Source organism: Kiritimatiellales bacterium (assembly GCA_041656295.1).
Taxonomy (GTDB): domain Bacteria; phylum Verrucomicrobiota; class Kiritimatiellia; order Kiritimatiellales; family Tichowtungiaceae; genus Tichowtungia.
In genome coordinates this window covers 1-23,414 of record JBBADV010000023.1, presented here as the reverse complement: position 1 = coordinate 23,414, position 23,414 = coordinate 1, and the positions used below count along the sequence as shown (strand labels likewise).

Sequence of the window (23,414 nt, the reverse complement as noted above, 5' to 3'; positions counted from 1 at the left end):
AAAAATAGTTTTCGAATCTTCAGAGTAAAAAAACGCCGGTAAATTTATCGTCTGTTTAATTTTTTGCTTCAAGACAACGTCTTAAAGGCTATGTCGGCAGCATCAATTTAAATATATGACTTCCATTTCATACTCTGTCTGGAAGATTTCAATCCAGGCCGGCAAAAAAATTATCAGCCCGGCAGCGCAAGCCAAAATGACTCATCTTGTCACATACACGAATGTTTTGACTCACCCTGGACGCCCATTCGTAATTATTTAGCAGACAATTCCCTGTTTTATTTTTGGCATAATAACTGCTTTATAAATATGTGAAACAGAAAGGAGGCACATACAATGCTATGGCCAATACAAAGAAGCTGTTATCCGGCAGGATTACGCTACAAAACGATTGACGATCTCTTCGGCGGTTTGCTGAAAGATTCCGAACGGCTCGTTCCGCGGTTTGATATTTCTGAAACCGCTGAAGCCGTTACGATCGATATGGAACTGCCCGGCATCGAGCAGAAAGATATCGAGCTCACTGTAAAAAACAGCATTCTCACCATTAAAGGTGAAAAGAAGCAGGAGGAAAAGAAAGAGGATAAAAATGTCCTCGTGTCCGAACGCAGCTACGGGTGCTTCGAACGCTCGCTTAAACTCGGAACAGAAATTGATACAGAAAAAATTGAGGCGTCCTTCAAAAACGGCGTTCTTACAGTCACTGTATTAAAAAACGAACCCGAAAAACGCAAAGCGCGTTCGATTGAAATAAAAAGTGCTTAAATCGTAAAACTCATCAGCCCGGAACGGTTTATACCGCTCCGGGCTGTTTTTTTGTTTGATTTTGCGCCCTGCAGGATTGCGCCGGACGCTGCCGGCGTGGTATCAAAGCCGGATGTATCTAAAATCTGTAGATATTATCGGCTTCAAAAGTTTTGCGGAAAAAACGCATCTTGAATTTGAGCCGGGTATGACGGCGATTGTCGGGCCGAACGGTTGCGGGAAAAGCAACGTTTCCGATGCCATCCGCTGGGTGCTCGGCGAATCCCGCCCGTCTGCCATTCGCGGATCGTCTATGGAAGACTGCATTTTTAACGGTACCGATTCCCATAAACCGCTCGGCATGGCGGAAGTTTCGCTTACACTCGCCGACTGTTCCAAAGTGCTCGATCCCGGTTTTGACGAGGTCTGCATTACCCGTCGCGTTTTCCGTTCCGGTGAAAGCGATTATTTCATTAATAAGAAAGCCTGCCGCCGTAAAGATATTCAGCGTCTCTTCATGGACACCGGCGTTGGCACCGATTCCTATTCGATTCTCGAGCAGGGGAAAATCGATCAGATTCTTTCGTCACGCCCCGACGACCGCCGCGCCGTTTTTGAAGAAGCGTCCGGCATCACTAAATATAAGAGCGACAAAAAAGAAGCGCTGCGCAAACTCGAACAGACCGAAGCCAATCTGCTGCGTCTCGCTGATGTCATTCGCGAAGTAAAGCGTCAGATCATTTCACTCCAGCGCCAGGCCGGCAAGGCCCAGCGCTTCAAAGAGCTGCAAACGCAGCTCCGTTCTCTTGATATCTATGTCACGCATCAAAAGCTGAAGGGACTTGGCGAGCAGATCAATCTCGTCCGTGAACAACTCGAAACATTCCGTATTAAAATTGACGAAGCGCATCGTCGCATCGAAACTGCGAACAATGAAACGGACGCTCTGCGCACTGAACTGCAGGAAATTGATCATTCCATTGCCGGCGCCATGGACAGTTCGATGCGTATTCGCACCGAACTGGAACGTGCACAGCAAACCGTAAAAACGAATTCCGAGCGCATCGCCGAACTGGAATCACTTGCACAGCAGAACACCAAAGAATCAGAAGAAGCCCAAAACCGGCTCGAACAGCACCGGTTGTCGCTCGCAGAAGTTGTTCAGCTGATCGAAGCCGCTAAGCAGGAGCTTGAAACCGCACGTGCAGAACTTCAAACGGCAACGGCGCGTCAGCGTGAAACCGAAGCGCAGGTGCAAACCGGCCGCGAAACACTTAACCGCCTGCGCGGCGAAAGCATGGAGCTCGATGCGCGCATCGGCCGTTTGCAAAACGAATATTCAGACCTCGAAGCCAAAGAACGCGCCGGCATGATTCGTAAAGAACAGCTCGCCGCCGAAAAAAGCGGACTCGAACGCGCCCTCGCTTCCTACGAAGACCGCAGCGCCCGAATGGCCGAAAAAGAAACCATGCATCGCGCTGCCGTGGCAAGCCGGCAGGCAGTTCTCGCCGAACTGTGCGACCGCCGCGCCACCGTCGCCGAAAAAATGCAGGCCGGCGAAAAAGAAATTTCTGAACTCCAGCGTCAGCTGGCCGATAAAAATGCGCGGCTCGAAATGGTATTCGAAGCGCGTGAAGAAGGTTTTCCTCCGGGTGCAAAAGTTTTAATTGAGCGCGATGATGAAAACGTTGCCGGTCCGCTTGCCGAACAGCTTACCGCTGTGCCGGAATATGCAACGGCGCTCGAAACTGTTTTGCGTCCGTGGATGGATGCACTGGTGGTGAAGAGCCGCGCCGGCGCGCGTACTATTTTAACAGTGCTCGCTGAAAATGACGCCGGTGCAGTGCGTCTGCTTGCAGCCGACGGCGGCGCGCCGGAGCCCGCTGCCGGTTCACTTTTTAATTTTGTTTCGTGCGCCGCCGGAATCCGCCCGCTTGCGGCGCGCCTGCTCGCCAATGTTTTTGTCGTCGAAAATTTGAATGCGGTTCCGCTGACAATTCCGGCGGGGGCAACATTCGTTACAAAACACGGTGAATTGCTGTCTGCCGACGGCACTGCCGAACTGTGGAAGCCGGAAGACGGTGAAGCCAATCCGCTCGGCCGGCATCATCTGCGGGAACAGCTGACCGGCGAAATACTGGAACTTGAAAAAGCGCTGGATGAAAAACACGAACTGCTTGAAGCCTTGCGCGCCGAACAGGCCGGTACCGGCGAAGTGCTCGAAAATGCACAGCGCGAACTTGATGAATGCCGGCGTACGCTTGCCGTGCAGGAAGGCGAAAGCCGGGTTATCGCACGTGAACTGCAGCAGGCGCGCGACCGTGTAGAAACCGTCACCTATGAATTTAGCGCGCTGATGGAAACCAAAAGTTCCGGTGAAGACCGGCGGAATTCCGTTGTTAAAGAAATTGCTGAAGCGCGCGAAAAGCTTGTGCAGGTCAGGCAGCAGAGCGCAACGCAAACCGAGGCGCTGAACGCGCTTGAAGAACACCGCGCGACGGTGCTGACCGAGACATCTGAATGCCGTGTACAGTATTCACAGCGCGAGCAGCGGTTAGACCTGTTACAGCACCGCCGGCAGCCGCTTGAAGCGCGCTTGACCGAATTGCAGGAAACCATCGACGAACGCATACGCGGTGTCAGCTCCTATCAGCAGCGCGTTGCGCAGCTTCAGGCCGACAGCGCCGAAGCTGCTGCAAAACTTGATCCGCTCGCGGCGGCCGCTGCGGAAGCCGACCGGAAACTTGCCGCTGCGCGGCACAAGCGCGAAGAAAAAACCGCCGCGCTGTCAGAGTGTGAACGCAGTCTGCGACTTTTGCAAAACGAACTCGACGAACTGCAGTCTGGTAAAAATAAATTTGAAGTTGAACTCGCCGAACACCGGATGCGACATCAAAACTCACTCGACCGCATTACCGGCACGTGGCACATCATGCCGGAAGAAATCGCGCGTGAACCGGCGCCGAAATGGGAAGAGGATGAAGTCCCGGCGATGGACGACCTTGAAACGCGAGTTGCCGAACTGCGTGCCAAACTTGATTCCATGGGGCCGGTGAATCTGGTTGCAATTGAAGAACATGCTGAGCTTGAAGAGCGCTTCGCTTTCCTCAGTCAGCAGGAAAGCGATCTGATTTCGGCGAAAGAGCAGCTGCTCGATATGATCAAAAAGATCAATGCCACCACAACGGAACTTTTTTCCGCAACATTCCATAAAGTGAATGATGAATTCGGCATTATTTTCGAGCAGCTCTTCGGCGGCGGTTCTGCTAAACTCGTGCTCGTCGACGAAACCGATGTGCTTGAATCCGGCATCGAAATCATTGCGCGCCCGCCCGGAAAAAAATTACAGACCATTTCACTGCTCTCCGGCGGTGAACGCACCATGACTGCAGTCGCCCTGCTGTTTGCGCTCTTTAAAGTCAAACCAAGCCCGTTCTGCGTACTCGACGAAATGGATGCCGCACTCGACGAAGCCAACATTAACCGCTTCATCAACATGCTCAAAGGCTTTCTTTCGCAGTCGCAATTCATTCTCATCACGCACAGCCGGCAGACCATCGCCGCCGCCGACGTTATTTACGGCGTTACCATGCCCAATCGCGGTATCTCGCGCGTTATGTCCATGAAGTTTTCTGATTATCAGGATTCTGATGCCGCAAAGGAATAGGCTGCGCACAAAGTGCTGAAAAACAGCTTCAGAATTTTTGCCGGCAGTTCTGAACAGGCCAAAGCGGTATTCCGTGATGCCATCGAAAAAGTGGTCATCCTCATTTCACCGTTTGCACCGCACATCGCCGAAGAACTGTGGAAAGAACTCGGCTATACCGGCGGCGTTCTCAGCGCCGAATGGCCGGAATTCATAGAAGCCGCGCTGCACCGCGACACCATACAAATGGCACTGCAGGTCAACGGCAAAGTCCGTGGACAGCTCACCGTCCCGTCCGCCGCCACCAAAGAAGAGATCGAACAGCTCGCTATTGCCGATCCCGTCGTCCTCAAATGGACCGAAGGCAAAACCATCCGCAAAGTCATCGTCGTTCCCGGACGACTGGTGAATGTTGCGGTGAGCTAATCAATATTTGAAAGTCATATTACCACCATGGCACAGGTGCTTTTTGTGAATTTATATCCCTAACAGGCCATATATAATGCATGCTTAATAATGTATCGCAACGCGAAGAACCATTGCTCATATCAACACACCATGCGCCATCATCTTTAGATCTGCTTATCGGGTAATAATAGATGCCTGTTGTTTTAGACCAATACAAATAACCACTCTTCACACCAACAAACAATCGTTTTTGACTAACTTGATTCACCAATTCATCTCTATTCGGCAAACGCCAATTAGTATATCCGGCGTACGAGAAATTTTCACAATCCGTAACGGCATCGCGCCAAAATCCCCAATGCATACGATTCAAATCATACAGCCACATTTTTTCTGTAACCGTGTCGCTCATTGTAATTTCCCTGTTAGAATAAATATTTTTTATCCAACGAGAATCAATAACTTCCCAGTCAATCGCGCTTGGATCACCACCGACGGGTATTATTTTTTTTAATTCTACCTTTAGAAACGATTGATATCCAGGATCTTTGCCATCAATGGTTATCGTTGTACTTGTATATCCTGTCGCTTGAAATGTTAAAACATGTTCAGTAAATGGAGCCAAAGATATTTTACCAGCATCAACACTTTAGTTTTTTGCCATTTTCAAAAACCGCGAAATCTTGTGCATTACAAGTAAGTACAACAACAACTGGAGTCTGTTTTGTTTTGTTAATAGCGGAACGAAGCAGTTGTTCTGCAGAATTGTAGTTTTCAATCATAGCTTGAGGCTTTATATTTTTCTTGGCTGTTGCTAATAAGGATTGAGCGTCCGCCCATTCCTTCGGAGCATATTTTCGCACGAGATTTTGATTAATAGCTGTATTTTCAAATATTTTCTCACACCGTTCTTTAGCTACAAGCATTTCATTAACTTGCTCTATAGCATTCGCTATTCGAACCGATATTTGTTCATATAAAATTATCCCTTTTTGCGGATCATCAAATGCTTCTGCTTCCTCTGTTAATTCCTGAATAACACGCCATTCAGACCCATAGAATACCTTAATTAAATCTATACCGTTGATTTGTTCACATCGTTCTTTCGCCCCAAACATTTCGTTGATTTGTTCTACTGCATTCAATATTCGGGCAGAAGCCTGTTCATATAAAACTGCGCTTTTTTGCAGGTCGCCGAGGCGTTCTGCTTCTGTTATTAATCCCCGAACAATATTCCATTCGGACACGTAAAATTTTTTAACCTGTTCGACATCATTACTGATGCTGGTATATTGTGTTTTTGCACTAATGAAATTTTTTAATGAGTTGAGTTCCCCTGAAGTATCATATCGGTCACCCACTTTTGCAGCCAAAGTCTGCGCTCGCTCGATCTGTCGACGCGCAATTGCATTGCGAAATTCGCCTATATAAAAAAAAGGCAATGAAAAATAATAAATGCCCAGCACAAGCAATCCCACAATCGCAATGAGGATTCCCATCGTTTTGATTTCTTTTTTCCGTTTGATTGCACAGCGAGACAAAACATCCGTTTTTAACACCTGCAACCTTTCAGGCAAAGGCATCAGATACTCATATTCGTTTAATAAATATAACAACTGATCACAATTATTTCCCGTAAGCGAAGAACAGCCTTTTTCTACTTTTATTTCCATTTCTTTACATCGCGAAAGAATCTTTTGTGCCCGTTGAGACATCTGCTCAATTCGTGCTTTTAACTTTTCCCCTTTTGGCCCTGAAAGCTGGATGCCATTTATTTTTTCACTTTCTTCAATCACTTGCTGTAAATTTTTTTGCGCTTCGGCTTTCAGCATATTTTCCAAAATTTGTTGCGCTATGAGGAAACCCTCCTTATCCGCGCCGCAAACAATACAATATTTTTGATCTGCATAGGTTTCTTCCTCACAATCCGGGCACTTTTGAAAAAACCCGGCTCCGCAAGATTCGCAAAATCGTGCGCTTGAAAAATTGCTTACACCACAAAAGGAGCAATTCTTTTTTTGTTCAGGAAAAGTCTCAACATCTTCTATGCCATCAAATGACATTGCTTCAGCATTTTCATCTCCGTTAACAGGGGCAGATCTGCTGTCATCCGGAATCTCTTTATGTTTTACGAATTTCCGCCAAACGCCGACGGTTATGGAAAAAAGTATCGCCAGACGAAACATCTGACCAAATACGGCGAATACCCCGGTAGATGTAGTGCTCTGAAAGACAACCGCCTCCAGCACCATTCATAACAATACTATTCCCCAAAGCACGGCGAAAAATTTTACGTATTTCATAATATCCTCCGTTTATATGCAGTGCCCTTGGGTATTATCTATTCATTATAAATATTATTTAAAGAAAAAATTTAATAAGAAGCCGACACCTGGCACGATAAGGATCAGACGCCGATTGACTTAGCAGGCACAATGAGCCGATCACCTTCAAATTCAGCACTGGATTGTTACCAAAACCAGTAGAATCCGGTGTGAACAGCGTACCAGCCAAGCAGTCCGTTGGTTAAGGCGTGTGCAAAAACCGCCGCCCAGATGTCGCGGGTTTTAACCATGAGCCAGGTATAAAAAATGCCGCAGAACAATCCCATCAGCCATTCATTGTGTTCGAGTGCAAATAGCACGGCAACGAGAATACACATTTTCCAGTTCATAGCGCCGATGTCTTTTTTGAAAAACGGACTGCCCTGCATCCAGCGGTAAAGGAATCCGCGAAAGGCGAATTCTTCGATCATCCCAACGATGAGCGTTGTGCCGAACATGTGAACCCAGAAGAGCGGCCAGCCGGTCTGGTGCGGATCGTAATGATAAAGTCCGTTTTCACCGAACTCGAGCGGCTCGCGCAGTTTACCGATGTGGAGCAGATCGACAAACCAGCGCTCATAAAATTCACTGACTGCCGGAAAAAGATTTTTGAACGTCGCACTTTCAAAGCCGACCCAGATCACAAAAACAAAAACGCCGACTAAAACTGCGAGCGGCAGGCTTTTAAGTTTCGGCGCCTCGTACCAGCGCCACGGCCGGAACATTAACAGCAGCACTAAAACGCCAATGGTCTGCCACGCATAGCGCCAGCCGGACGGGTCGCCGAGCAGCGACATTAACAGCAGCCAGCCCATGAACGGCACAAGATGCGCCCAGACGGCCTTTGAATTTTCTTTATCGAGCTCCGGCGTCCATTCAGGTTTCGGTTCCGTTGACATACAGAAAAACTACCTGCATTCCTTTAAAAGCTCAATAATCCAAATTAGAAATTTTCCTAAAGCACGCGAAAGAAATTTCAGCTGCGGATTAAACCGGACAATTCAAAATCATGAATTAACACGAATCATTATCGGTTTTATACGCGTCACCGGCGGTTAAAACATTCGTTCACTGGAAAAATGCTAAAAGAATCTTTATAAATTTTGCGCAACCGCAATGATGTCCGGTTACATGAACAAAGCGTCTCCAGTTGAACTGATGGCGCCGGCAGGATCGGCGGCGGCGCTGGCGGCAGCGATACGCGCCGGTGCGGATTCCGTTTATTTCGGAGTCGGCAAACTCAATATGCGCGCCCGCTCCGCAAACTTAACACCGAACGATCTGCCGAAAATTGCGCGCCGCTGCCGTGCCGCCGGGGTCCGCAGTTATCTTGCACTCAATACCATTATCTACGACGACGAACTCGATGAAATGCGTGCGCTGTGCGACGCCGCTAAACGCGCCGGAATTTCCGCCGTTATTGCCACCGATATCGCCACGATTGAATACGCGCGCTCGATCGGACTTGAAGTGCATATTTCAGTGCAGGCGAACGTCACCAATTTCCCCGCAGTTAAATTTTACGCGCGTTATGCTGACACCGTTGTCCTCGCACGTGAACTTTCACTCGCACAGATTGCGGCAATTGCACAACAGGTGAAAACACAGAATTTGCGCGGACCGTCCGGCGAACTTATTAAACTTGAAGCGTTTGCGCACGGTGCACTGTGTGTTGCCGTCAGCGGGAAATGTTATATGAGCCTCGCACAGTATAATCAGTCCGCCAATCGCGGCGCGTGTTTTCAGCCGTGCCGGCGCGCATACAAAATTATCGACGAAGAAACCGGCGCTGAACTGATGATTGATAATCAATATGTGATGTCGCCAAAAGATATTTGCACCGTGCAGCATCTCGACCAGCTCGCCGGCGCCGGGATTTCTGTTTTTAAAATTGAAGGCCGCGGACGCTCCGCCGATTATGTGGCCACCGTCACGCGCGTCTACCGCGCAGCCCTCGATGCGCTCGCTGCCGGGACATATTCGCCGGAACAGGCCGGCGCATGGCTCACTGAACTCGAAAAAGTTTTCAACCGCGGATTCTGGTCCGGCGGATATTACTGCGGCACAAAACTCAGCGAATGGTCCGGCGGCGCCGATTCACAGGCCACCGAACGGCGCGACGAAATCGGTACACTCAGCAATTTTTTCAGCAACGCACTGGTCGCTGAATTTACACTGCGCCGGCACTCCATTCAAAACGGAGATACGCTGCTGATTGAAGGCGCGACGACCGGCGCACTGCGCTTCACCGCTGAAAATCTGCATATCGCCGGAATTCCGGCGAACGAAGCGCAACCGAATGATGCAGTCACCCTTGCTCTGCCCCGCAAGGCGCGCCGGAATGATAAGGTATTTCTGATTACGCCGAGAAAGCAGGCGTGACGTCTTCGCACAGCTTTGGCGTGCATCACACGACGCGCCGCCGGGACAGCTTTAGACATGAACACACCTGCTTATTCTTAGTCAACCGGCGCGGGATCAGGAATAGAAACAGGTTTGATATTCCAGATTTTAGTGGCGTATTCGTGAATGGTGCGATCACTGGAAAACCAGCCCATACGTGCGACGTTGAGGATGGCTTTTTCAGCCCACTGTTCAGGCCGGCGGAACAGCGCACTGATTTTTTCCTGAATTTCAACGTATGGACGGAAATCAGCCATGTAGAAAAACGGATCGCCGTTGCGCATGAGATCGTTGAAAATATCGATGTATAAGTCCGGCTTCGACGGATCAAATGCGTTGATGCGAATCGCTTCGAGAACGTTACGCAGTTCCTCGTCGTTATCGTAATATGTCCATGGATTATACCCCTCCTGCGCGAGTTTTCCCAAATCATCCTCGCGGTGGCCGAAGATGAAAATATTGTCTTCGCCGACGTTCTGTGCAATTTCAATGTTAGCGCCGTCCCACGTTCCGACGGTAAGCGCACCGTTCAGTGCGAGCTTCATATTGCCGGTACCGGAGGCCTCTTTGCCGGCGGTGGAAATCTGCTCGGAGAGATCAGCCGCCGGAATAATTTTTTCGGCCAGCGATACATTGTAGTCCGGCAGGAATACACATTTCAGCCGTCCGGCGACGGCGGGGTCGTGATTGATGACCGTACCGACGGAATTAATGAGTTTGATGACGCGCTTGGCGAGATGATACGCCGGCGCCGCTTTGGCGGCGAAGATAAACGTGCGCGGCACAATATCGGTTTTCGGATCGGCTTTGATACGCTGATAAAGTGCGATGAGGTGCATGGCGCTCAGCAGCTGACGTTTATACATGTGCAGACGCTTGACCTGAACGTCGAAGAGCGATCCGGGATGGATCGGAACGTGCAGCGTGTCTTCAATATATTGAGCAAGCGCCTCCTTGTTCCGGCGCTTGATATCCATAAACGCCTGCTGAAACTTTTGATCGCCGGCCAGCGGTTCAAGTTTACTGAGCTCTGTAAGATTTTTAATCCAGCCGGCGCCGATTTTTTCAGTGATGAGCCCGGCGAGCTGCGGATTGCAGTTGAGCAGCCAGCGGCGGTGCGTGATGCCGTTGGTGATGTTGATGAATTTGTCCGGATAAATTGCATTAAATTCCGGCATGACGCGTTCGCGCAGCAATCTGGAATGCAGTCCGGCGACACCATTGACTTTATGGCTGCCGACAACGGCAAGATTGGCCATGCGCACCTGTTTTACATCGCCCTCTTCAATCAGTGAAACTTTCGGGACGATTTCGGTATCGCCGGGAAAATCCATCTCAACGCGCTGTAAAAAGCGCTGATTGATTTCAAAAATGATCTGCATATGTCGCGGCAGAACTTCATTCATCATATTCACCGGCCATTTTTCGAGCGCCTCCGGCAGCAGTGTATGGTTGGTATAGGCGCAGGCATTGGAGGTAATTTCCCACGCTTTTTCCCACGGCAGATAGTGTTCGTCGCAGAGAATCCGCATCAGTTCGGCGATGGTCAGCGCCGGATGCGTATCATTCATCTGCACCGCACTCTTTTTTGCGAAATCGTTGAAGTTATTATGATTTTTTAAGAACCGGCGGATGATGTCGCGGATAGAACAGCTCACCAGAAAGTATTCCTGAATCAGCCGCAGTTTTTTGCCGTTGTAGGTGCTGTCAGACGGATAAAGAACTTTGGTGACGGTTTCCGCCCAGTTTTTTTCTTCAACCGCTTTGACGTAATCGCCTTCATTAAACACATCGAGACGGAAACTTTCATCGGCGCGCGCACTCCACAGCCGCAGAATATTGGCGGTGTTGTTGCCAAAACCGATGATCGGCATATCATACGGAACGCCTTTAAACATCTGCCAGTCGGTCCAGACCGGACGGCGGCCGCGGTGCGTGGTGGAGAGTTCAGCGACGCGGCCGTAAATAAATACCGGCACGCTGTATTCCGGACGGCTCATCTCCCACGGATAGCCGAGTTCCAGCCAGTTATCCGGCCGCTCCTGCTGCCAGCCGTCTTCGAACTCCTGCCGGAAAATCCCATGCTCATAGCGCAGTCCATATCCGTACGCCGGCAGTTCCATCGTCGCCAGCGAATCAAGGAAACACGCGGCGAGACGTCCGAGTCCGCCGTTACCAAGTCCGGCCTCGATGTCCAGCTCCAGCAGCTTATTCAAATCAACCTTCAGCCGCTGCAGTGCATCATGCGCCGGCTTCATAATACCGAGCGCCAGAATATTCTGCTCCAGCAGTTTGCCAATGAGGTACTCCATCGAAAGATAGTAAACCCGCTTAACATCTTTCTCCAGATACACTTCCTGTGTGCTGGTAAACGCATCGATTGCGAGGTCGCGGATTACATGCGCGAAACTCCAGAACAGATCAAAATCAGTCGCGACATGGCGCGATTTCCCGCGACTGTAACGCAGGTGGAACAGGATGCGTTCTTCAATCATCCCGGCAGTAATCTGCTTATTATTTTTACACTTCATGCCAATCCTTTTTCAAATTTATGCGGCGATCATAATTTGAATGGAAGCCGCACTGCAAATGAATTATCCTTCTTCAATGCCGCAAAGGGTAAAAATAACACCATACTATCAAGCATTACTGGACAGCCTCGGCGCCGGACATCCGTTGCGCCGGACGGTCCTGCCGCTCGATGATCCTGCGCCTGCGCCCGGCGATCACGACGATCCGCTCGGCGAAGAACAGCATTCGCCGGTGCCGGGGATCATTCATACCTATCCTGATAAAGCGCTGCTCTTTGCCACACTCGACTGTGCGGTGCACTGCCGCTACTGCACACGCGGCCGCCTCGTCGGAAAAAACGCCGGCGCGTGGAACATTCCGGCAGACGCGCTGCACTATCTCGAAACGCGCACTGAAATCCGCGACCTTTTAATCTCCGGCGGCGATCCGCTCACACTGCCGGATGCAGCAATTGAAACGCTGCTGGCACGCGTCCGGCAGATTAAACATATCCGCACTGTCCGCATCGGCACCAAAATACCGGCCGTGCTGCCGGAGCGGATTACGCCGGCGCTGGCCGGAATCCTTGCCTTACACCGCGTCTGGCTGCAGCTCCACTTCGTCCATCCGGCGGAACTTACGCCGGAAGCCACGCATGCACTCGACACCCTTGCCGGTGCCGGCAATCCAATGGTCAGCCAAACCGTACTGCTCAGTGGGATCAACGACAGCTCTGAAACATTGGTCGAACTTTTTTACGGACTGCTCGAACGGCGCGTAAAACCTTATTACCTGTTCCAGTGCGATCCCGTTACCGGTTCGGCGCCGTTTCGCACTCCGGTTGAAAAAGGATTGCAACTCATGCGCGAACTGCAGGGACGAATCTCCGGACTCGCCATGCCGCATTTCGCCGTCGACGCACCCGGCGGCGGCGGGAAAATCACTCTCCTGCCCGATTCACCGCTCCGCTACGAAAACGGTTTTGTTTTGCTCACAAACTATGAAGGCAGAGAATACCGCTATCCGGTAAAATAAGCTCTGCAATTTTTTGAACCACTAATCCGCACTAATTAATCAGTGGAAATCAGTGACGATTAGTGGTTTAAATTTCATTCTCGTAAATTTGCACTCTATTGTTCGTTATTCAAAATTCTCTTTGACTTTCGTCCTTCGATTTTTAGACTCTCAATAACTGTATCAAAAGGAGATTTTTATGCGCACAGCCAATCCTGCTTTGAACGATAAAGTATTCCGCGACGCCGCCATTACTAGCAGCAATGTAATGACCGTTCAGGGCGCCGTCAGCCGCACCGCGATTCTGCTGGCAATTCTGCTCGGCGCGACCACCTTCACCTGGAATTCACCGGACTCCGGCGGACTGATGCTGCTCGGCGCGATCGCCGGTTTCATTGTAGCGCTCATCACCATTTTTAATCCGAAAATTTCGCCGGTCTGCGCACCGATTTATGCCGCGTGCGAAGGACTGCTGCTCGGCGGAATTTCGCGGCTGTTCGAACTGCAATATCCCGGCATTGTGCTGCAGGCTATATTTCTGACATTCGGCACGCTCGGCGCGCTGCTGCTGGTCTATTCACTGCGCATCGTGCGCGCCACCGAACAGTTTAAAATGGGCGTATTCGCCGCGACCGGCGGCATCGCGCTGTTCTATCTCTTTGCGTGGATCTTCTCATTTTTCGGCGGCGGACATTTTTTCAGCGTGATCTACTCCAACGGACTCGCAGGTATTATTTTCAGTGTAATTGTCGTTGTCATCGCGGCGCTCAATCTCGTGCTCGATTTTGATTTCATTGAGCGCGGCGCAGCGCAGGGCGCGCCGCGTTACATGGAGTGGTACGCCGCATTCGGATTAATGGTGACGCTCGTCTGGCTTTACATCGAAATTCTGCGGCTGCTTTCAAAACTCAGCAGCCGGCGATAATTCAGAACGCTTTCTGATTAATTTATTGAATCGCATGCAGGGCAGACTTTCCAGTCTGCCCTTTGCCATGAAGAAATAAGCAAACTGGAGAGTCTGCGCCACACCATGCGGACAGCAGCCGGCAATCTATTACAGAATTTTTCCAAAAAAAATTCCCGGCGATGCAATAAATTTTCAGCGCTTCCGTTATCTGGTCAGTTGGATTTGCGCGCAATCCTGAAAATCAGAAGGAAAACCAAAATGAAAAAAATTATAATCACTGCACTTGGACTCGGCCTCGCCGGAACACTGCTCGCTCAGGGCGGCTGGTTTCAGCGCACCAGCGCACGTCCACAGGCTGAACCGCTGCGCCCGCCGGCAATGCAGTATCACATGAAACACCGGTGCCAGCCCGGAATGGCGCCGCAACGCTACGGATATCCGCCGTTTCGCGGCGCACCGCAAGTTCGGCAGCAATCTTTTGCAAATCCGCGAAACAAAATGCTGATGAAAAAAATCATTACAATCCGCCGCGAAACAGATCCGGCGAAAAAAGCGGAAATGACTGCTGCGCTGCGTACAAAAATGAAGGCGCGGGTTGATCGACAGATCGACGCCATGCTCGCCGCACCGCAACACCGAAAACCAGCCTGCAATACCACATGCCCCTGCCGGTAAGTTTAACCCGGCTTATCGGTCAAAACCCCGCTTCACCGGCGGGGTTTTGTTTTTTATGCGTAACGGTTTTTTGATTTTGTTCCGCCGCCGGTTCTGTCATTTTATCCGCCATAAATGGTGGAGATTTTCTGATGTGCGGTGTGGTTGGATATATTGGAAAGCGTACTGCGGGTCCGGTGCTGCTGGACGGTTTGTGCCGGCTGGAATATCGGGGTTATGATTCCGCCGGCGTGGCAATATTAAATGCCGGTGAAATTTCTGTGCGTAAAGAAGTCGGGCGGCTGGCGAATTTGGAACACGCACTGAAAGACGCGCCGGTCGCCGGAATTTGCGGCATCGGCCATACGCGCTGGGCGACGCACGGCGCGCCGACGAAAGCAAACGCGCATCCGCACACCGGCGCCGGCGGAAATGTTGCGGTGGTGCACAACGGCATCATCGAAAATTATGTTGAACTGCGCGATGAGCTGATTGCCAAAGGCGTAAAATTTTTGTCAGAGACCGACACAGAAGTAATTCCGAATCTGATTGAATTTGCATTGCGCGAAAATTCCGGTGATCCGCTGGCGGCAATGCAAACAGTATTAAAACGGCTGCGCGGCGCATACGCGCTGGGAATTCTGTTTCGCAACGCGCCGGAAACGGTGTATTGCGCGCGACTGAACAGTCCGCTGATTATCGGCTTCGGTGACGGTGAAAATTTTATTGCGAGCGATGTCCCGGCAGTCATCCACCGGATTTCGTCAGCGGTGTATTTGAACGACGGCGAAATCGGCGTGGTGAAATCCACCGGCGTTGAAATTTTTTCCGGTGCCGGCGAACCGGTGACGCCGGAAATTAAACAGATTTGTTTCGGCGCCGAAGCGGCGGAAACCGGCGGCTTCGAAACATTCATGCTGAAAGAGATTCATGAACAGCCGCGCATTCTGCGGTCGCTGCTGGAAAAATATGTAACGCCGGACGAAGAGATCAAAATGGATCTTCCGCTGAAACCGGATTATTTCCGCAAGCTGAACCGCATTATGATTGTGTCGTGCGGCACGGCGTATCACGCCGGAATGTACGGCAAACTGCTGCTGGAAAATATCACCGGTATTGCGGTGGAATCGGATCTGGCGAGCGAATTCCGGTATCGCGATCCGAAGATCGATCCCGGCACGCTGGTGATTGCGGTTTCACAGTCCGGCGAAACCGCCGACACGCTGGCGTCGATTCGCATGGCGCGCGACTGGGGCTGCCGCGTGCTTTCCATCTGTAACGTTGAAGGCAGCTCGATTGTGCGCGAAAGCGACGCGGTGCTGTTTACGGACTGCGGGCCGGAAATCGGCGTGGCATCAACCAAAGCGTACACCGCGCAGCAAATGACATTCATTCTGTTTGCGTTATACATCGCCGGAATCCGCAACGATCTGGCGCCGGAAAAAATTAAGCAGTATCTCGCTGATCTGCAACTGGTGCCGGACGCGGTGTACGGTGTGATCAAGGATAAAGAAAAAATTAAGGCGATTGCCGATAAGCATCACGACGGACCGAGTTCGCTCTATCTCGGCCGCCGGTTTAATTATCCGACGGCGCTCGAAGGCGCGCTCAAGAACAAAGAAATTTCCTATCAGCACGCCGAAGGTTACGCCGCCGGCGAAATGAAACACGGGCCGATTGCGCTGATTAATGAATCGCTGCCGGTGATTTGTATCTGCACTAAAACCGCTGACGAATTATATGAAAAGATGATTTCCAATATTAAGGAGGTTGAGGCGCGCAGCGGACGGATTATTGCGGTGGCGACAGAGGGTGATCAGAAAATCGCGACACTGACGCCGGATATTATTTATGTACCGGAAGTGCGTGATGAGTTTTCGCCGGTCGTCAATGTCGTTGGCTTGCAGCTGTTGGCGTATTATGCGGCGCGAGCGCGCGGGACGGACATCGACAAACCGCGCAATCTGGCGAAAAGCGTCACGGTTGAATAAACGGTTTTTCTCTGCGACTCTGCGCGGAAAATTCTGCACGCAAAGCCGCAAAGAAAAAATCTGCGTTCGTTTGCGTAATCTGCGGATAAATATCTTTTAAACTGATTTTTAACCACGGAGATCGCGGAGATTTGGAGAGCAAACTGAATCAGGGATTCTCAGCATCTCTGTGGCGAAATTCTCATCTGTTTATATCCGTGTTATCTGCGGTTGAAACTCAGCTTTCCGCTTGATTTTTTAAGAAACAAAACGCAGTCTGCAAGGTTCTAATTTAAGACAGATTCGGAAATCCGTTATGAAAATGATAAAAAACAGTGAAGTAAAAATACAGGTGGACGACACGACGTTCGTTTGTCCCGTATATAGAGGCACTGAAGGCGAGCGGGCGGTTGACATCCGGAATCTTCGTAAAGAGACCGGCCTGATCGCTTATGACCCGGGTTTTATGAATACCGGATCGTGCGCCAGCGATATCACGTTTATCAATGGCGAAAAGGGTATTTTGCGTTATCGCGGCTATGATGTGGCGGATCTCGCCGAACATTGTGAGTTTATTGAAGTCGCTTACCTGCTGATTAACGGATCGCTGCCGAACCGTGTACAGAAAGCAAAATACAGCGCCATGCTGAATCTGCACTCGATGCTGCATGAAGACATGCGGAATTTTTTAAGTTATTATCCCGATCTGTCACACCCGATGGCCATTCTTTCGGCGATGTCCGTTTCACTCTCTTCGTTTTATCCGGAACTTGGAGAAAACCGGCGGGAGGAACTGGATATGACAGTGACTCGCCTGCTTTCAAAACTGCGTACAATCGCCGCATATTCCTATAAAAAATCTGTCGGCGAACCCGTGGTTTTCCCGCGGCATGATCTGAAATATTGTGAAAATTTTTTAAACATGATGTTCGATTCGCCGGTGCGCAAAGATCCGGTGAACCCGGTCATGGCTGATGCACTGAATAAACTGCTGATTCTGCACGCCGATCACGAGCAGAATTGTTCGGCCTCTGTCGTTCGTAATGTCGGGAGCTCCGGCGCCAATCTTTATGCGTCGATCGCCGCCGGAATCTGTGCACTGTGGGGTCCGCGTCACGGCGGCGCCAATCAGGGTGTCATTGAAATGCTTGAAGACATCCGCAAGGAAGGCGGCAATGTTGATAAAGTTATTGCGCGTGCAAAAAATCCGCGCAGTCCGTTCCGCCTGATGGGCTTCGGCCATCGTGTGTATAAAGCCTATGACCCGCGCGCAAAAATCGCGAAAGACCTTTGCAAGCGTGTGCTCACAGCGACCAATACGACCGATCCGCTGATGGATATTGCAATGAAACTGGAAGAAAAAGCGCTGACTGATCCATACTTCCAGGAGCGCAATCTTTATCCGAACGTCGATTTTTACACCGGTTTAACCTATCGCGAAATGGGCATTCCGACGAATATGTTCACCGTCATGTTTGCGATTGGGCGGCTGCCGGGCTGGATTGCGCAATGGCTTGAGTCAGCAAAAGACCATGATATCCGCATCGCGCGTCCGCGCCAGATCTACACCGGATCGCTCGCACGCAAAGTTGAGCCGATCGAAAAAAGAAAATAAGGATTTTTATACCGTGATCCCAGCGCCGGAAAATCAGGAAGGCTCGCGCGCCGCTGAACAGGAACTCCAGTTCCTGCAGGCTGTCGCACGCCGTCTGCCGCAAGACACCGGTGTGATGCGTGCGCTCGGCGATCTTTACACGCGTACCGGCGCATACGCCGAAGGATTGCAGATGGATGAGCGGCTCAGCCGCCTGTGCGCCGAAGATCCGCTCGTCTGGTATAATCTCGCCTGCAGCCTCGCACTTTCTGCACGCACGGATGATGCCTTCGATGCACTCACCCGCGCCGTTGAGCTTGGTTACGACGACTATGAGTGGATGAAGAAAGATTCAGATCTTTTATCGCTGCACGGCGATGCGCGCTTTGAATCCCTCCTCGAATGGATCTACAATACCTTCGAACAATCGCCGGAGTTTTGAATTACTGTTTTTTCCACCGGATTTTCACTGGAGCAGATTATGGCAGAAAAATGTTTTCCCTTGAGTGTGGAACAACTTGAATTGCTGACGCGGGAGTTCCCGACGCCGTTCCACATTTATGATGAAGCGGCAATCCGTAAAAACGCACGTGCGTTGAAAGCAGCGTTTACCTGGAATCAGGGGTTTAAAGAATATTTCGCGGTGAAGGCGGCGCCAAATCCGTTTTTGATGAAGATTCTGAAATCGGAAGGTTTCGGTGCGGATTGTTCATCACTGCCTGAACTGCTGCTGGCGGCAGAAACCGGAATTTCCGGTGAAGAGATTATTTTTACATCGAATGATACGCCGGCAGCGGAATTTAAAAAAGCGGCGGAACTCGGTGCAATCATTAATCTGGATGATATTTCGCATATTGATTTTCTTGAGCGGACCGCCGGAATTCCGGAGCTGATCTGCTGCCGGTATAATCCCGGCCGACTGAAAGACGGCAATGTGATCATCGGCCATCCGGAAGAGGCGAAATACGGCTTTACGCGCGAACAGCTTGTTGAAGGGTACCGGATTTTGCGCGATAAAGGCGTAAAGCGGTTCGGACTGCACACAATGGTGGCGTCGAATGAATTGAACGGCGGCTACTTTGTTGAAACGGCGGACATCCTGTTTGATCTTGTTGCAGAAATTTCGAAAACACTCGGAATCACATTTGAATTTGTGAACATCGGCGGCGGAATCGGAATTCCGTATCAACCGGAACAGGAGCCGGTCGATCTGAATGCTGTTGGCACTGGAATCCGTAAATTATACGAAGAAAAAATTGCCGGCGCCGGACTTCCCGCACTCGATCTGCGAATGGAATGCGGCCGGATGATTACGGGACCGTTCGGCTGGCTGGTAAGCCGTGTACTGCACCGGAAAAGCACCTATAAGGAATATGTCGGCCTCGACGCGTGCATGGCGAATTTAATGCGGCCGGCCCTATACGGCGCTTATCATCACATCACCGTTCCGGCAAAAGAACAGCTGCCGCATAATTTTATTTGCGATGTAACCGGCTCGCTGTGTGAAAATAACGACAAGTTTGCCATCGACCGTGCGCTGCCGCCGGTGGAGACCGGCGATCTGGTGGTCATTCACGACGCCGGTGCGCATGGCCACGCGATGGGTTTTAATTATAACGGCAAGCTCCGTTCGGCGGAGCTGCTGCTGCGCGAAACCGGCAAGGTGGTAAAAATCCGGCGCGCCGAAACACCGGCGGATTATTTCGCCACGCTCGATTTCGAAGCATTAAAAAATTTCGATGCGTAAGATGAACCGCGAAAAACACAGCAACGAATTTTGTAGCCACAAAAAACACGAAAAGGCATTAAAATCTATCAACCGCAAAAGAACGCAGAGAACACAAAAAAGGACAGAATAATTTTGAAAAAGTCTAATGCCTGGTGCCTAAAACCTAATGCCTGTTTATTAAGGAGTAAATTTATGCTGCAAGGAGCTCATACTGCAATTGTCACGCCGTTCACAAAAACCGGTGCAGTGGATTTTGACCGTTATCGTGATCTGCTGAATTTTCAACTTGAAAACGGCATCGACGGCATTGTGCCGGTCGGCACCACCGGAGAATCGCCGACGCTGGACCACAAAGAACACATGCGCGTGGTTGAAGAAACGGTAAAATTCGTAAACGGCCGTGCAAAAGTGATTGCCGGCACCGGCGGAAATTCGACGCAGGAAGCGGTGGATTTAACAACGGAAGCGAAAAAACTCGGCGTGGACGCCACGCTGCAGGTGACGCCCTATTATAATAAACCGAATCAGGAAGGTTTATACCGTCACTTTTCTACTGTTGCCGATCTCGGCGTACCGGTGGTGCTTTATAATGTGCCGGGGCGCACCTGCCGTGAAATTGAAATTCAAACCGTCGCGCGGCTTGCACGGCATCCGAATATTGTGGCGGTGAAAGAAGCCGGCGGGAATGTCGCACGTGTAAAACAGACACTGGATGTGTGTGATCTCGAAATTCTTTCCGGCGACGATGCGCTGACGCTTCCCATGATGCGTGACGGTGCAATCGGGATTATCAGTGTGGCGTCCAACATTATTCCGAAAGAGGTCGCGGACATGACGCACGCCGCGCTTGAGCAGAGCTGGGATAAGGCACAGGCAATGCATGATCAGTTGATTGATCTGTTCGACGCAATGTTCATTGATACCAATCCGATCCCGGTGAAAGCCGCCCTGGCCATGATGGGAAAAATTGAAGAAATTTACCGTCTGCCGCTGTGCGAGTTAAATGATGCCGATAAATCCGCCTTGTGCACCGTACTGACAAAGTATAAACTGATCGCGTAAAAAGGAAAGGTTTTTTAAATGAGAATGTTTTCTGTCATTTTGCTTCCGGCACTGCTGGTTCTTGCCGGTTGTACAACGCCCGGAAAAGTCCGGACGATGATCGAAGAAAACAATCAGCGTCTTGCCGCTGAACAGTTAAAGCCGGAATTTGACCGTGTCGATGCGCTGATCTCTGAAACTGCACAGGAGCTGGCGGAAACCGGCGATGCCATTACAACGCTTAAAATCGCGTTTGAAGCGGAACGGCAATCCGTTGCTGAAAAAATATCGGCTCTTGACAGCGAGACCAAAGCCGCGCTGGAAGAGGAGAAAAAACAAACTGCTGCAAAAATTCAGAACTTGAGCCTGGCGCTGAATAAAACGCAGGGTGATCTCGGTATCATGCAGGAAAAAATCAATGAAATGCAGGGGATTTTTTCATCTCAGCAAAAAGAGATCGACACCATTCGCAATCTCGTTGACACGCAGAAAGATGCGCTGCTTTCTATTTTCCGCAAACAACAGGAAGAACTCGCGCGCGTTATTGAAACGCTTGAGGCCTATCAAAAAGACGGCAGCATAGAACTCACCGCGCCTTCGACAACCGTGGAAGAATAATTTGGACGCGTTCAACCTCTACCCGCCGGAAATTGTTAGTCGCATGATCTATGCGGCGCGCCAGCGGGGTCATCGGGCGCTACCAGCGCTGACAAAACCTTAAATAAAAAAGCGCTCCGGTGGAGCGCTTTTTATAATTCAGACAGTCATCGAATTATTCTGAGGATTCCGTTGATTCAGCAGCAGCAGCTGCTGCATCGAAGTCCGGTGTTTTATATTCAATGTCAGCTTTTGAACGAAGCTCATCAACATAATCCAGCAGCGCTTTTTGTTTGTTCTGGCTGGTAAGGTAGTTCTGAAGCTGATCTTTAACCTCTGCCAGCGTGCGCACTCCGGCAGGACGGTATTCATCAACTTTGATAATGTGATAACCGAATTGTGTTTCGACAACTTCGGTAACTTCGCCGTCTTTAGCGCCGAATGCAGCGGCTTCAAATTCCGGCACCATCTGTCCGCGGCCGAATGTTCCGAGGCTGCCGCCGCGCTGGTTACTCGGACAGTCGGAATTTTCTGATGCCAGTGTTGCAAAATCAGCGCCGGCATTCAGTTTTTCAAGAATTGCTTCCGCCTGTTTTTTCTTTTCGGCTTTGGTTTCTTCGGTGTCTTCCGGTTTAAAGCCGATTAAAATATGACTGGCAGTCACAGCTTCCGGTGACTGAAACGCCTCCTGGTTTTTTTCATAAAAGCTGGCAACATCAACGGCGGTAGCTTCCGGTGCAGTAGAAGTAACCTGTTCAACGAGTTTGCGTACAATCATCTGATCACGCAGGTTTTCTTTCCAGTCGTCGTAATTAATATTGTTTTCGGCGAGAATGTCTTCCAGTTTTGATTCTTCCGGCGCGTTGTCTTTAATACGGGTGATTTCAGCGTCGAGTTCATCGTCACCGGCGGTTACACCGGTGGCTTTCGCCGTCTCTTCCAGCAGGATATTGGCAACCAGCGTGTCGCGCACGTTTTCATAAATCTGTCCCGCCATCTGCATCAGCTGCTGTTGCGGAACCTGCCGGCTCATCTGCATCATTTGCAACTGGACATTCTGCGAAATTTCCCCGTGGGTAATTGGTTTGCCGTTCACTGTAACCATCACATCATCCGGCGCGGCGGCCAGCGGGTTCGGCTGCAGCGGGTTTGTAAACAGATCGGCAGAGGTCAGATCAATTTCTTCGACATCCTGCACCTCTTTTGAACAGCCGGTGGAAACAAGAGCGAGGGCGGCTGCAACCGCAATAAGGCCGGCTTTTTTTGATTTTTCAATAACTTTGCACATAATAAATTTTCTCCTGTTAATTTTTCACCGCACCTGATTTGCTTTTCTGCGGCTAAGTGCGGATAGTCTTCTTTAACGGGTTCAATGTCAAATCATTCGCTTTTAAATAACTGGCTGAATTTAAAGACCATGGAAAAACTGAAATATTCATTCAAATGCCGGCAATGCGGCGCCTGCTGCCGGTGGAGCGGACATGTGCTGCTGACGGATTCTGATATCGCCCGGCTGGCCGCCGCCGCCGGGATACCGGAGGCGGAATTTATTGAACGGTATACGATTCTTGCGTCCAACCGCCGGCAGCTCAGCCTGACCGATCAGGCGGACGGCAGCTGCATTCTGCTCAAAGATGGACGCTGCTCACTGTACGATGCCCGTCCGGCGCAATGCCGTGATTTTCCTTTCGGCTGGCGCGTCGCTGAAGGCTGTCCGGCGCTGGATGCGGTGATTTCAAGTCAGGACGTATTGCCTCATATAAAAAAGACACCGAAGGGGTGCTGATTTTTGATCGTTGACGGGCATGGGGTAGTTCTTTCGTTATGGTTTGTCAAGCGGCGGTTTTCCCGGCCTGTTTTTTCAGTTCTTCC

19 protein-coding genes are annotated in these 23,414 nt (G+C 50.5%); 14 read left to right on the top strand and 5 right to left on the bottom strand.

What is annotated here, in order from left to right; genetic code table 11:
• Positions 1-336: 336 nt before the first annotated feature.
• The 3 genes from WC959_11480 to WC959_11470 are packed head-to-tail and all read left to right on the top strand — an operon-like array spanning position 337 to position 4,816.
• On the top strand, positions 337-765 hold the full coding sequence (locus tag WC959_11480) for an Hsp20/alpha crystallin family protein (protein ID MFA5689747.1): 429 nt from the start codon (positions 337-339) through the stop codon (positions 763-765).
• A 55-nt stretch (positions 766-820) separates the two neighbouring features.
• Positions 821-4,411, top strand: a complete 3,591-nt coding sequence (gene smc / locus WC959_11475) for a chromosome segregation protein SMC (GenBank protein MFA5689746.1) — start codon at positions 821-823, stop codon at positions 4,409-4,411.
• A gap of 12 nt (positions 4,412-4,423) precedes the next feature.
• A complete protein-coding gene (locus tag WC959_11470) occupies positions 4,424-4,816 on the top strand; it encodes a class I tRNA ligase family protein (protein ID MFA5689745.1) in 393 nt (130 codons plus the stop codon).
• Between the two features lie 19 nt (positions 4,817-4,835).
• On the opposite strand, the gene WC959_11465 is transcribed toward WC959_11470, so the two are convergent.
• The 3 genes from WC959_11465 to WC959_11455 all read right to left on the bottom strand — a co-directional run bounded on the left by WC959_11465 (position 4,836) and on the right by WC959_11455 (position 8,021).
• A complete protein-coding gene (locus tag WC959_11465; protein MFA5689744.1) occupies positions 4,836-5,423 on the bottom strand; it encodes a DUF1566 domain-containing protein in 588 nt (195 codons plus the stop codon).
• Between the two features lie 16 nt (positions 5,424-5,439).
• Positions 5,440-7,050 carry a zinc ribbon domain-containing protein gene (locus WC959_11460; GenBank protein ID MFA5689743.1) on the bottom strand — a complete coding sequence of 537 codons (1,611 nt, stop codon included), beginning with the start codon at positions 7,048-7,050 and terminating at the stop codon, positions 5,440-5,442.
• Positions 7,051-7,268: 218 nt separating this feature from the next.
• On the bottom strand, positions 7,269-8,021 hold the full coding sequence (locus WC959_11455) for a CAAX prenyl protease-related protein (protein ID MFA5689742.1): 753 nt from the start codon (positions 8,019-8,021) through the stop codon (positions 7,269-7,271).
• Between the two features lie 232 nt (positions 8,022-8,253).
• On the opposite strand from WC959_11455, the gene WC959_11450 reads away from it, so the two are divergent.
• Entirely contained in the window at positions 8,254-9,504 is a 1,251-nt protein-coding gene (locus WC959_11450; GenBank protein MFA5689741.1) for a peptidase U32 family protein, read from the top strand.
• Between the two features lie 77 nt (positions 9,505-9,581).
• Here WC959_11450 and WC959_11445 read toward each other — a convergent pair whose 3' ends face one another.
• Positions 9,582-12,056, bottom strand: coding sequence for a glycogen/starch/alpha-glucan phosphorylase (locus WC959_11445; GenBank protein ID MFA5689740.1), 2,475 nt, complete (start codon positions 12,054-12,056; stop codon positions 9,582-9,584).
• A 40-nt stretch (positions 12,057-12,096) separates the two neighbouring features.
• Between WC959_11445 and WC959_11440 the strand changes: the two genes are divergently transcribed.
• From WC959_11440 to WC959_11400, 9 genes are all read left to right on the top strand, one after another.
• Positions 12,097-13,071: a KamA family radical SAM protein gene (locus tag WC959_11440; protein MFA5689739.1), complete on the top strand. Its 975-nt coding sequence runs from the start codon at positions 12,097-12,099 to the stop codon at positions 13,069-13,071.
• A 178-nt stretch (positions 13,072-13,249) separates the two neighbouring features.
• Positions 13,250-13,975, top strand: a complete 726-nt coding sequence (locus WC959_11435) for a Bax inhibitor-1/YccA family protein (protein MFA5689738.1) — start codon at positions 13,250-13,252, stop codon at positions 13,973-13,975.
• A gap of 240 nt (positions 13,976-14,215) precedes the next feature.
• Entirely contained in the window at positions 14,216-14,632 is a 417-nt protein-coding gene (locus tag WC959_11430) for a hypothetical protein (protein ID MFA5689737.1), read from the top strand.
• A 131-nt stretch (positions 14,633-14,763) separates the two neighbouring features.
• Entirely contained in the window at positions 14,764-16,602 is a 1,839-nt protein-coding gene (gene glmS, locus WC959_11425) for a glutamine--fructose-6-phosphate transaminase (isomerizing) (GenBank protein ID MFA5689736.1), read from the top strand.
• A 295-nt stretch (positions 16,603-16,897) separates the two neighbouring features.
• The gene (locus WC959_11420) at positions 16,898-18,196 is read left to right on the top strand and encodes a citrate synthase (protein ID MFA5689735.1); all 1,299 of its coding nucleotides are present in this window, start codon (positions 16,898-16,900) and stop codon (positions 18,194-18,196) included.
• A gap of 13 nt (positions 18,197-18,209) precedes the next feature.
• Positions 18,210-18,617, top strand: coding sequence for a hypothetical protein (locus WC959_11415; GenBank protein MFA5689734.1), 408 nt, complete (start codon positions 18,210-18,212; stop codon positions 18,615-18,617).
• A 39-nt stretch (positions 18,618-18,656) separates the two neighbouring features.
• On the top strand, positions 18,657-19,922 hold the full coding sequence (locus WC959_11410; protein ID MFA5689733.1) for a diaminopimelate decarboxylase: 1,266 nt from the start codon (positions 18,657-18,659) through the stop codon (positions 19,920-19,922).
• Positions 19,923-20,096: 174 nt separating this feature from the next.
• The gene (gene dapA / locus WC959_11405; protein MFA5689732.1) at positions 20,097-20,966 is read left to right on the top strand and encodes a 4-hydroxy-tetrahydrodipicolinate synthase; all 870 of its coding nucleotides are present in this window, start codon (positions 20,097-20,099) and stop codon (positions 20,964-20,966) included.
• Between the two features lie 18 nt (positions 20,967-20,984).
• Positions 20,985-21,563 carry a hypothetical protein gene (locus WC959_11400; protein MFA5689731.1) on the top strand — a complete coding sequence of 193 codons (579 nt, stop codon included), beginning with the start codon at positions 20,985-20,987 and terminating at the stop codon, positions 21,561-21,563.
• 154 nt (positions 21,564-21,717) lie between these two features.
• Here WC959_11400 and WC959_11395 read toward each other — a convergent pair whose 3' ends face one another.
• Positions 21,718-22,830 carry a peptidylprolyl isomerase gene (locus WC959_11395; protein ID MFA5689730.1) on the bottom strand — a complete coding sequence of 371 codons (1,113 nt, stop codon included), beginning with the start codon at positions 22,828-22,830 and terminating at the stop codon, positions 21,718-21,720.
• 129 nt (positions 22,831-22,959) lie between these two features.
• Between WC959_11395 and WC959_11390 the strand changes: the two genes are divergently transcribed.
• Positions 22,960-23,328: a YkgJ family cysteine cluster protein gene (locus tag WC959_11390; protein MFA5689729.1), complete on the top strand. Its 369-nt coding sequence runs from the start codon at positions 22,960-22,962 to the stop codon at positions 23,326-23,328.
• Positions 23,329-23,414: the final 86 nt, after the last annotated feature.

Bases quoted from the DNA above. Each gene is read 5' to 3' on its own strand.
- WC959_11445 (MFA5689740.1), bottom strand. From the start codon at position 12,056: ATGAAGTGTAAAAATAATAAGCAGATTACTGCCGGGATGATTGAAGAA.
- WC959_11455 (MFA5689742.1), bottom strand. From the start codon at position 8,021: ATGTCAACGGAACCGAAACCTGAATGGACGCCGGAGCTCGATAAAGAA.
- WC959_11440 (MFA5689739.1), top strand. From the start codon at position 12,097: ATGGAAGCCGCACTGCAAATGAATTATCCTTCTTCAATGCCGCAAAGG.
- WC959_11420 (MFA5689735.1), top strand. From the start codon at position 16,898: ATGAAAATGATAAAAAACAGTGAAGTAAAAATACAGGTGGACGACACG.
- dapA (MFA5689732.1), top strand. From the start codon at position 20,097: ATGCTGCAAGGAGCTCATACTGCAATTGTCACGCCGTTCACAAAAACC.
- WC959_11410 (MFA5689733.1), top strand. From the start codon at position 18,657: ATGGCAGAAAAATGTTTTCCCTTGAGTGTGGAACAACTTGAATTGCTG.
- WC959_11430 (MFA5689737.1), top strand. From the start codon at position 14,216: ATGAAAAAAATTATAATCACTGCACTTGGACTCGGCCTCGCCGGAACA.
- glmS (MFA5689736.1), top strand. From the start codon at position 14,764: ATGTGCGGTGTGGTTGGATATATTGGAAAGCGTACTGCGGGTCCGGTG.
- WC959_11390 (MFA5689729.1), top strand. From the start codon at position 22,960: ATGGAAAAACTGAAATATTCATTCAAATGCCGGCAATGCGGCGCCTGC.
- WC959_11450 (MFA5689741.1), top strand. From the start codon at position 8,254: ATGAACAAAGCGTCTCCAGTTGAACTGATGGCGCCGGCAGGATCGGCG.
- WC959_11480 (MFA5689747.1), top strand. From the start codon at position 337: ATGCTATGGCCAATACAAAGAAGCTGTTATCCGGCAGGATTACGCTAC.
- WC959_11435 (MFA5689738.1), top strand. From the start codon at position 13,250: ATGCGCACAGCCAATCCTGCTTTGAACGATAAAGTATTCCGCGACGCC.
- WC959_11400 (MFA5689731.1), top strand. From the start codon at position 20,985: ATGAGAATGTTTTCTGTCATTTTGCTTCCGGCACTGCTGGTTCTTGCC.
- WC959_11395 (MFA5689730.1), bottom strand. From the start codon at position 22,830: ATGTGCAAAGTTATTGAAAAATCAAAAAAAGCCGGCCTTATTGCGGTT.
- WC959_11460 (MFA5689743.1), bottom strand. From the start codon at position 7,050: ATGGTGCTGGAGGCGGTTGTCTTTCAGAGCACTACATCTACCGGGGTA.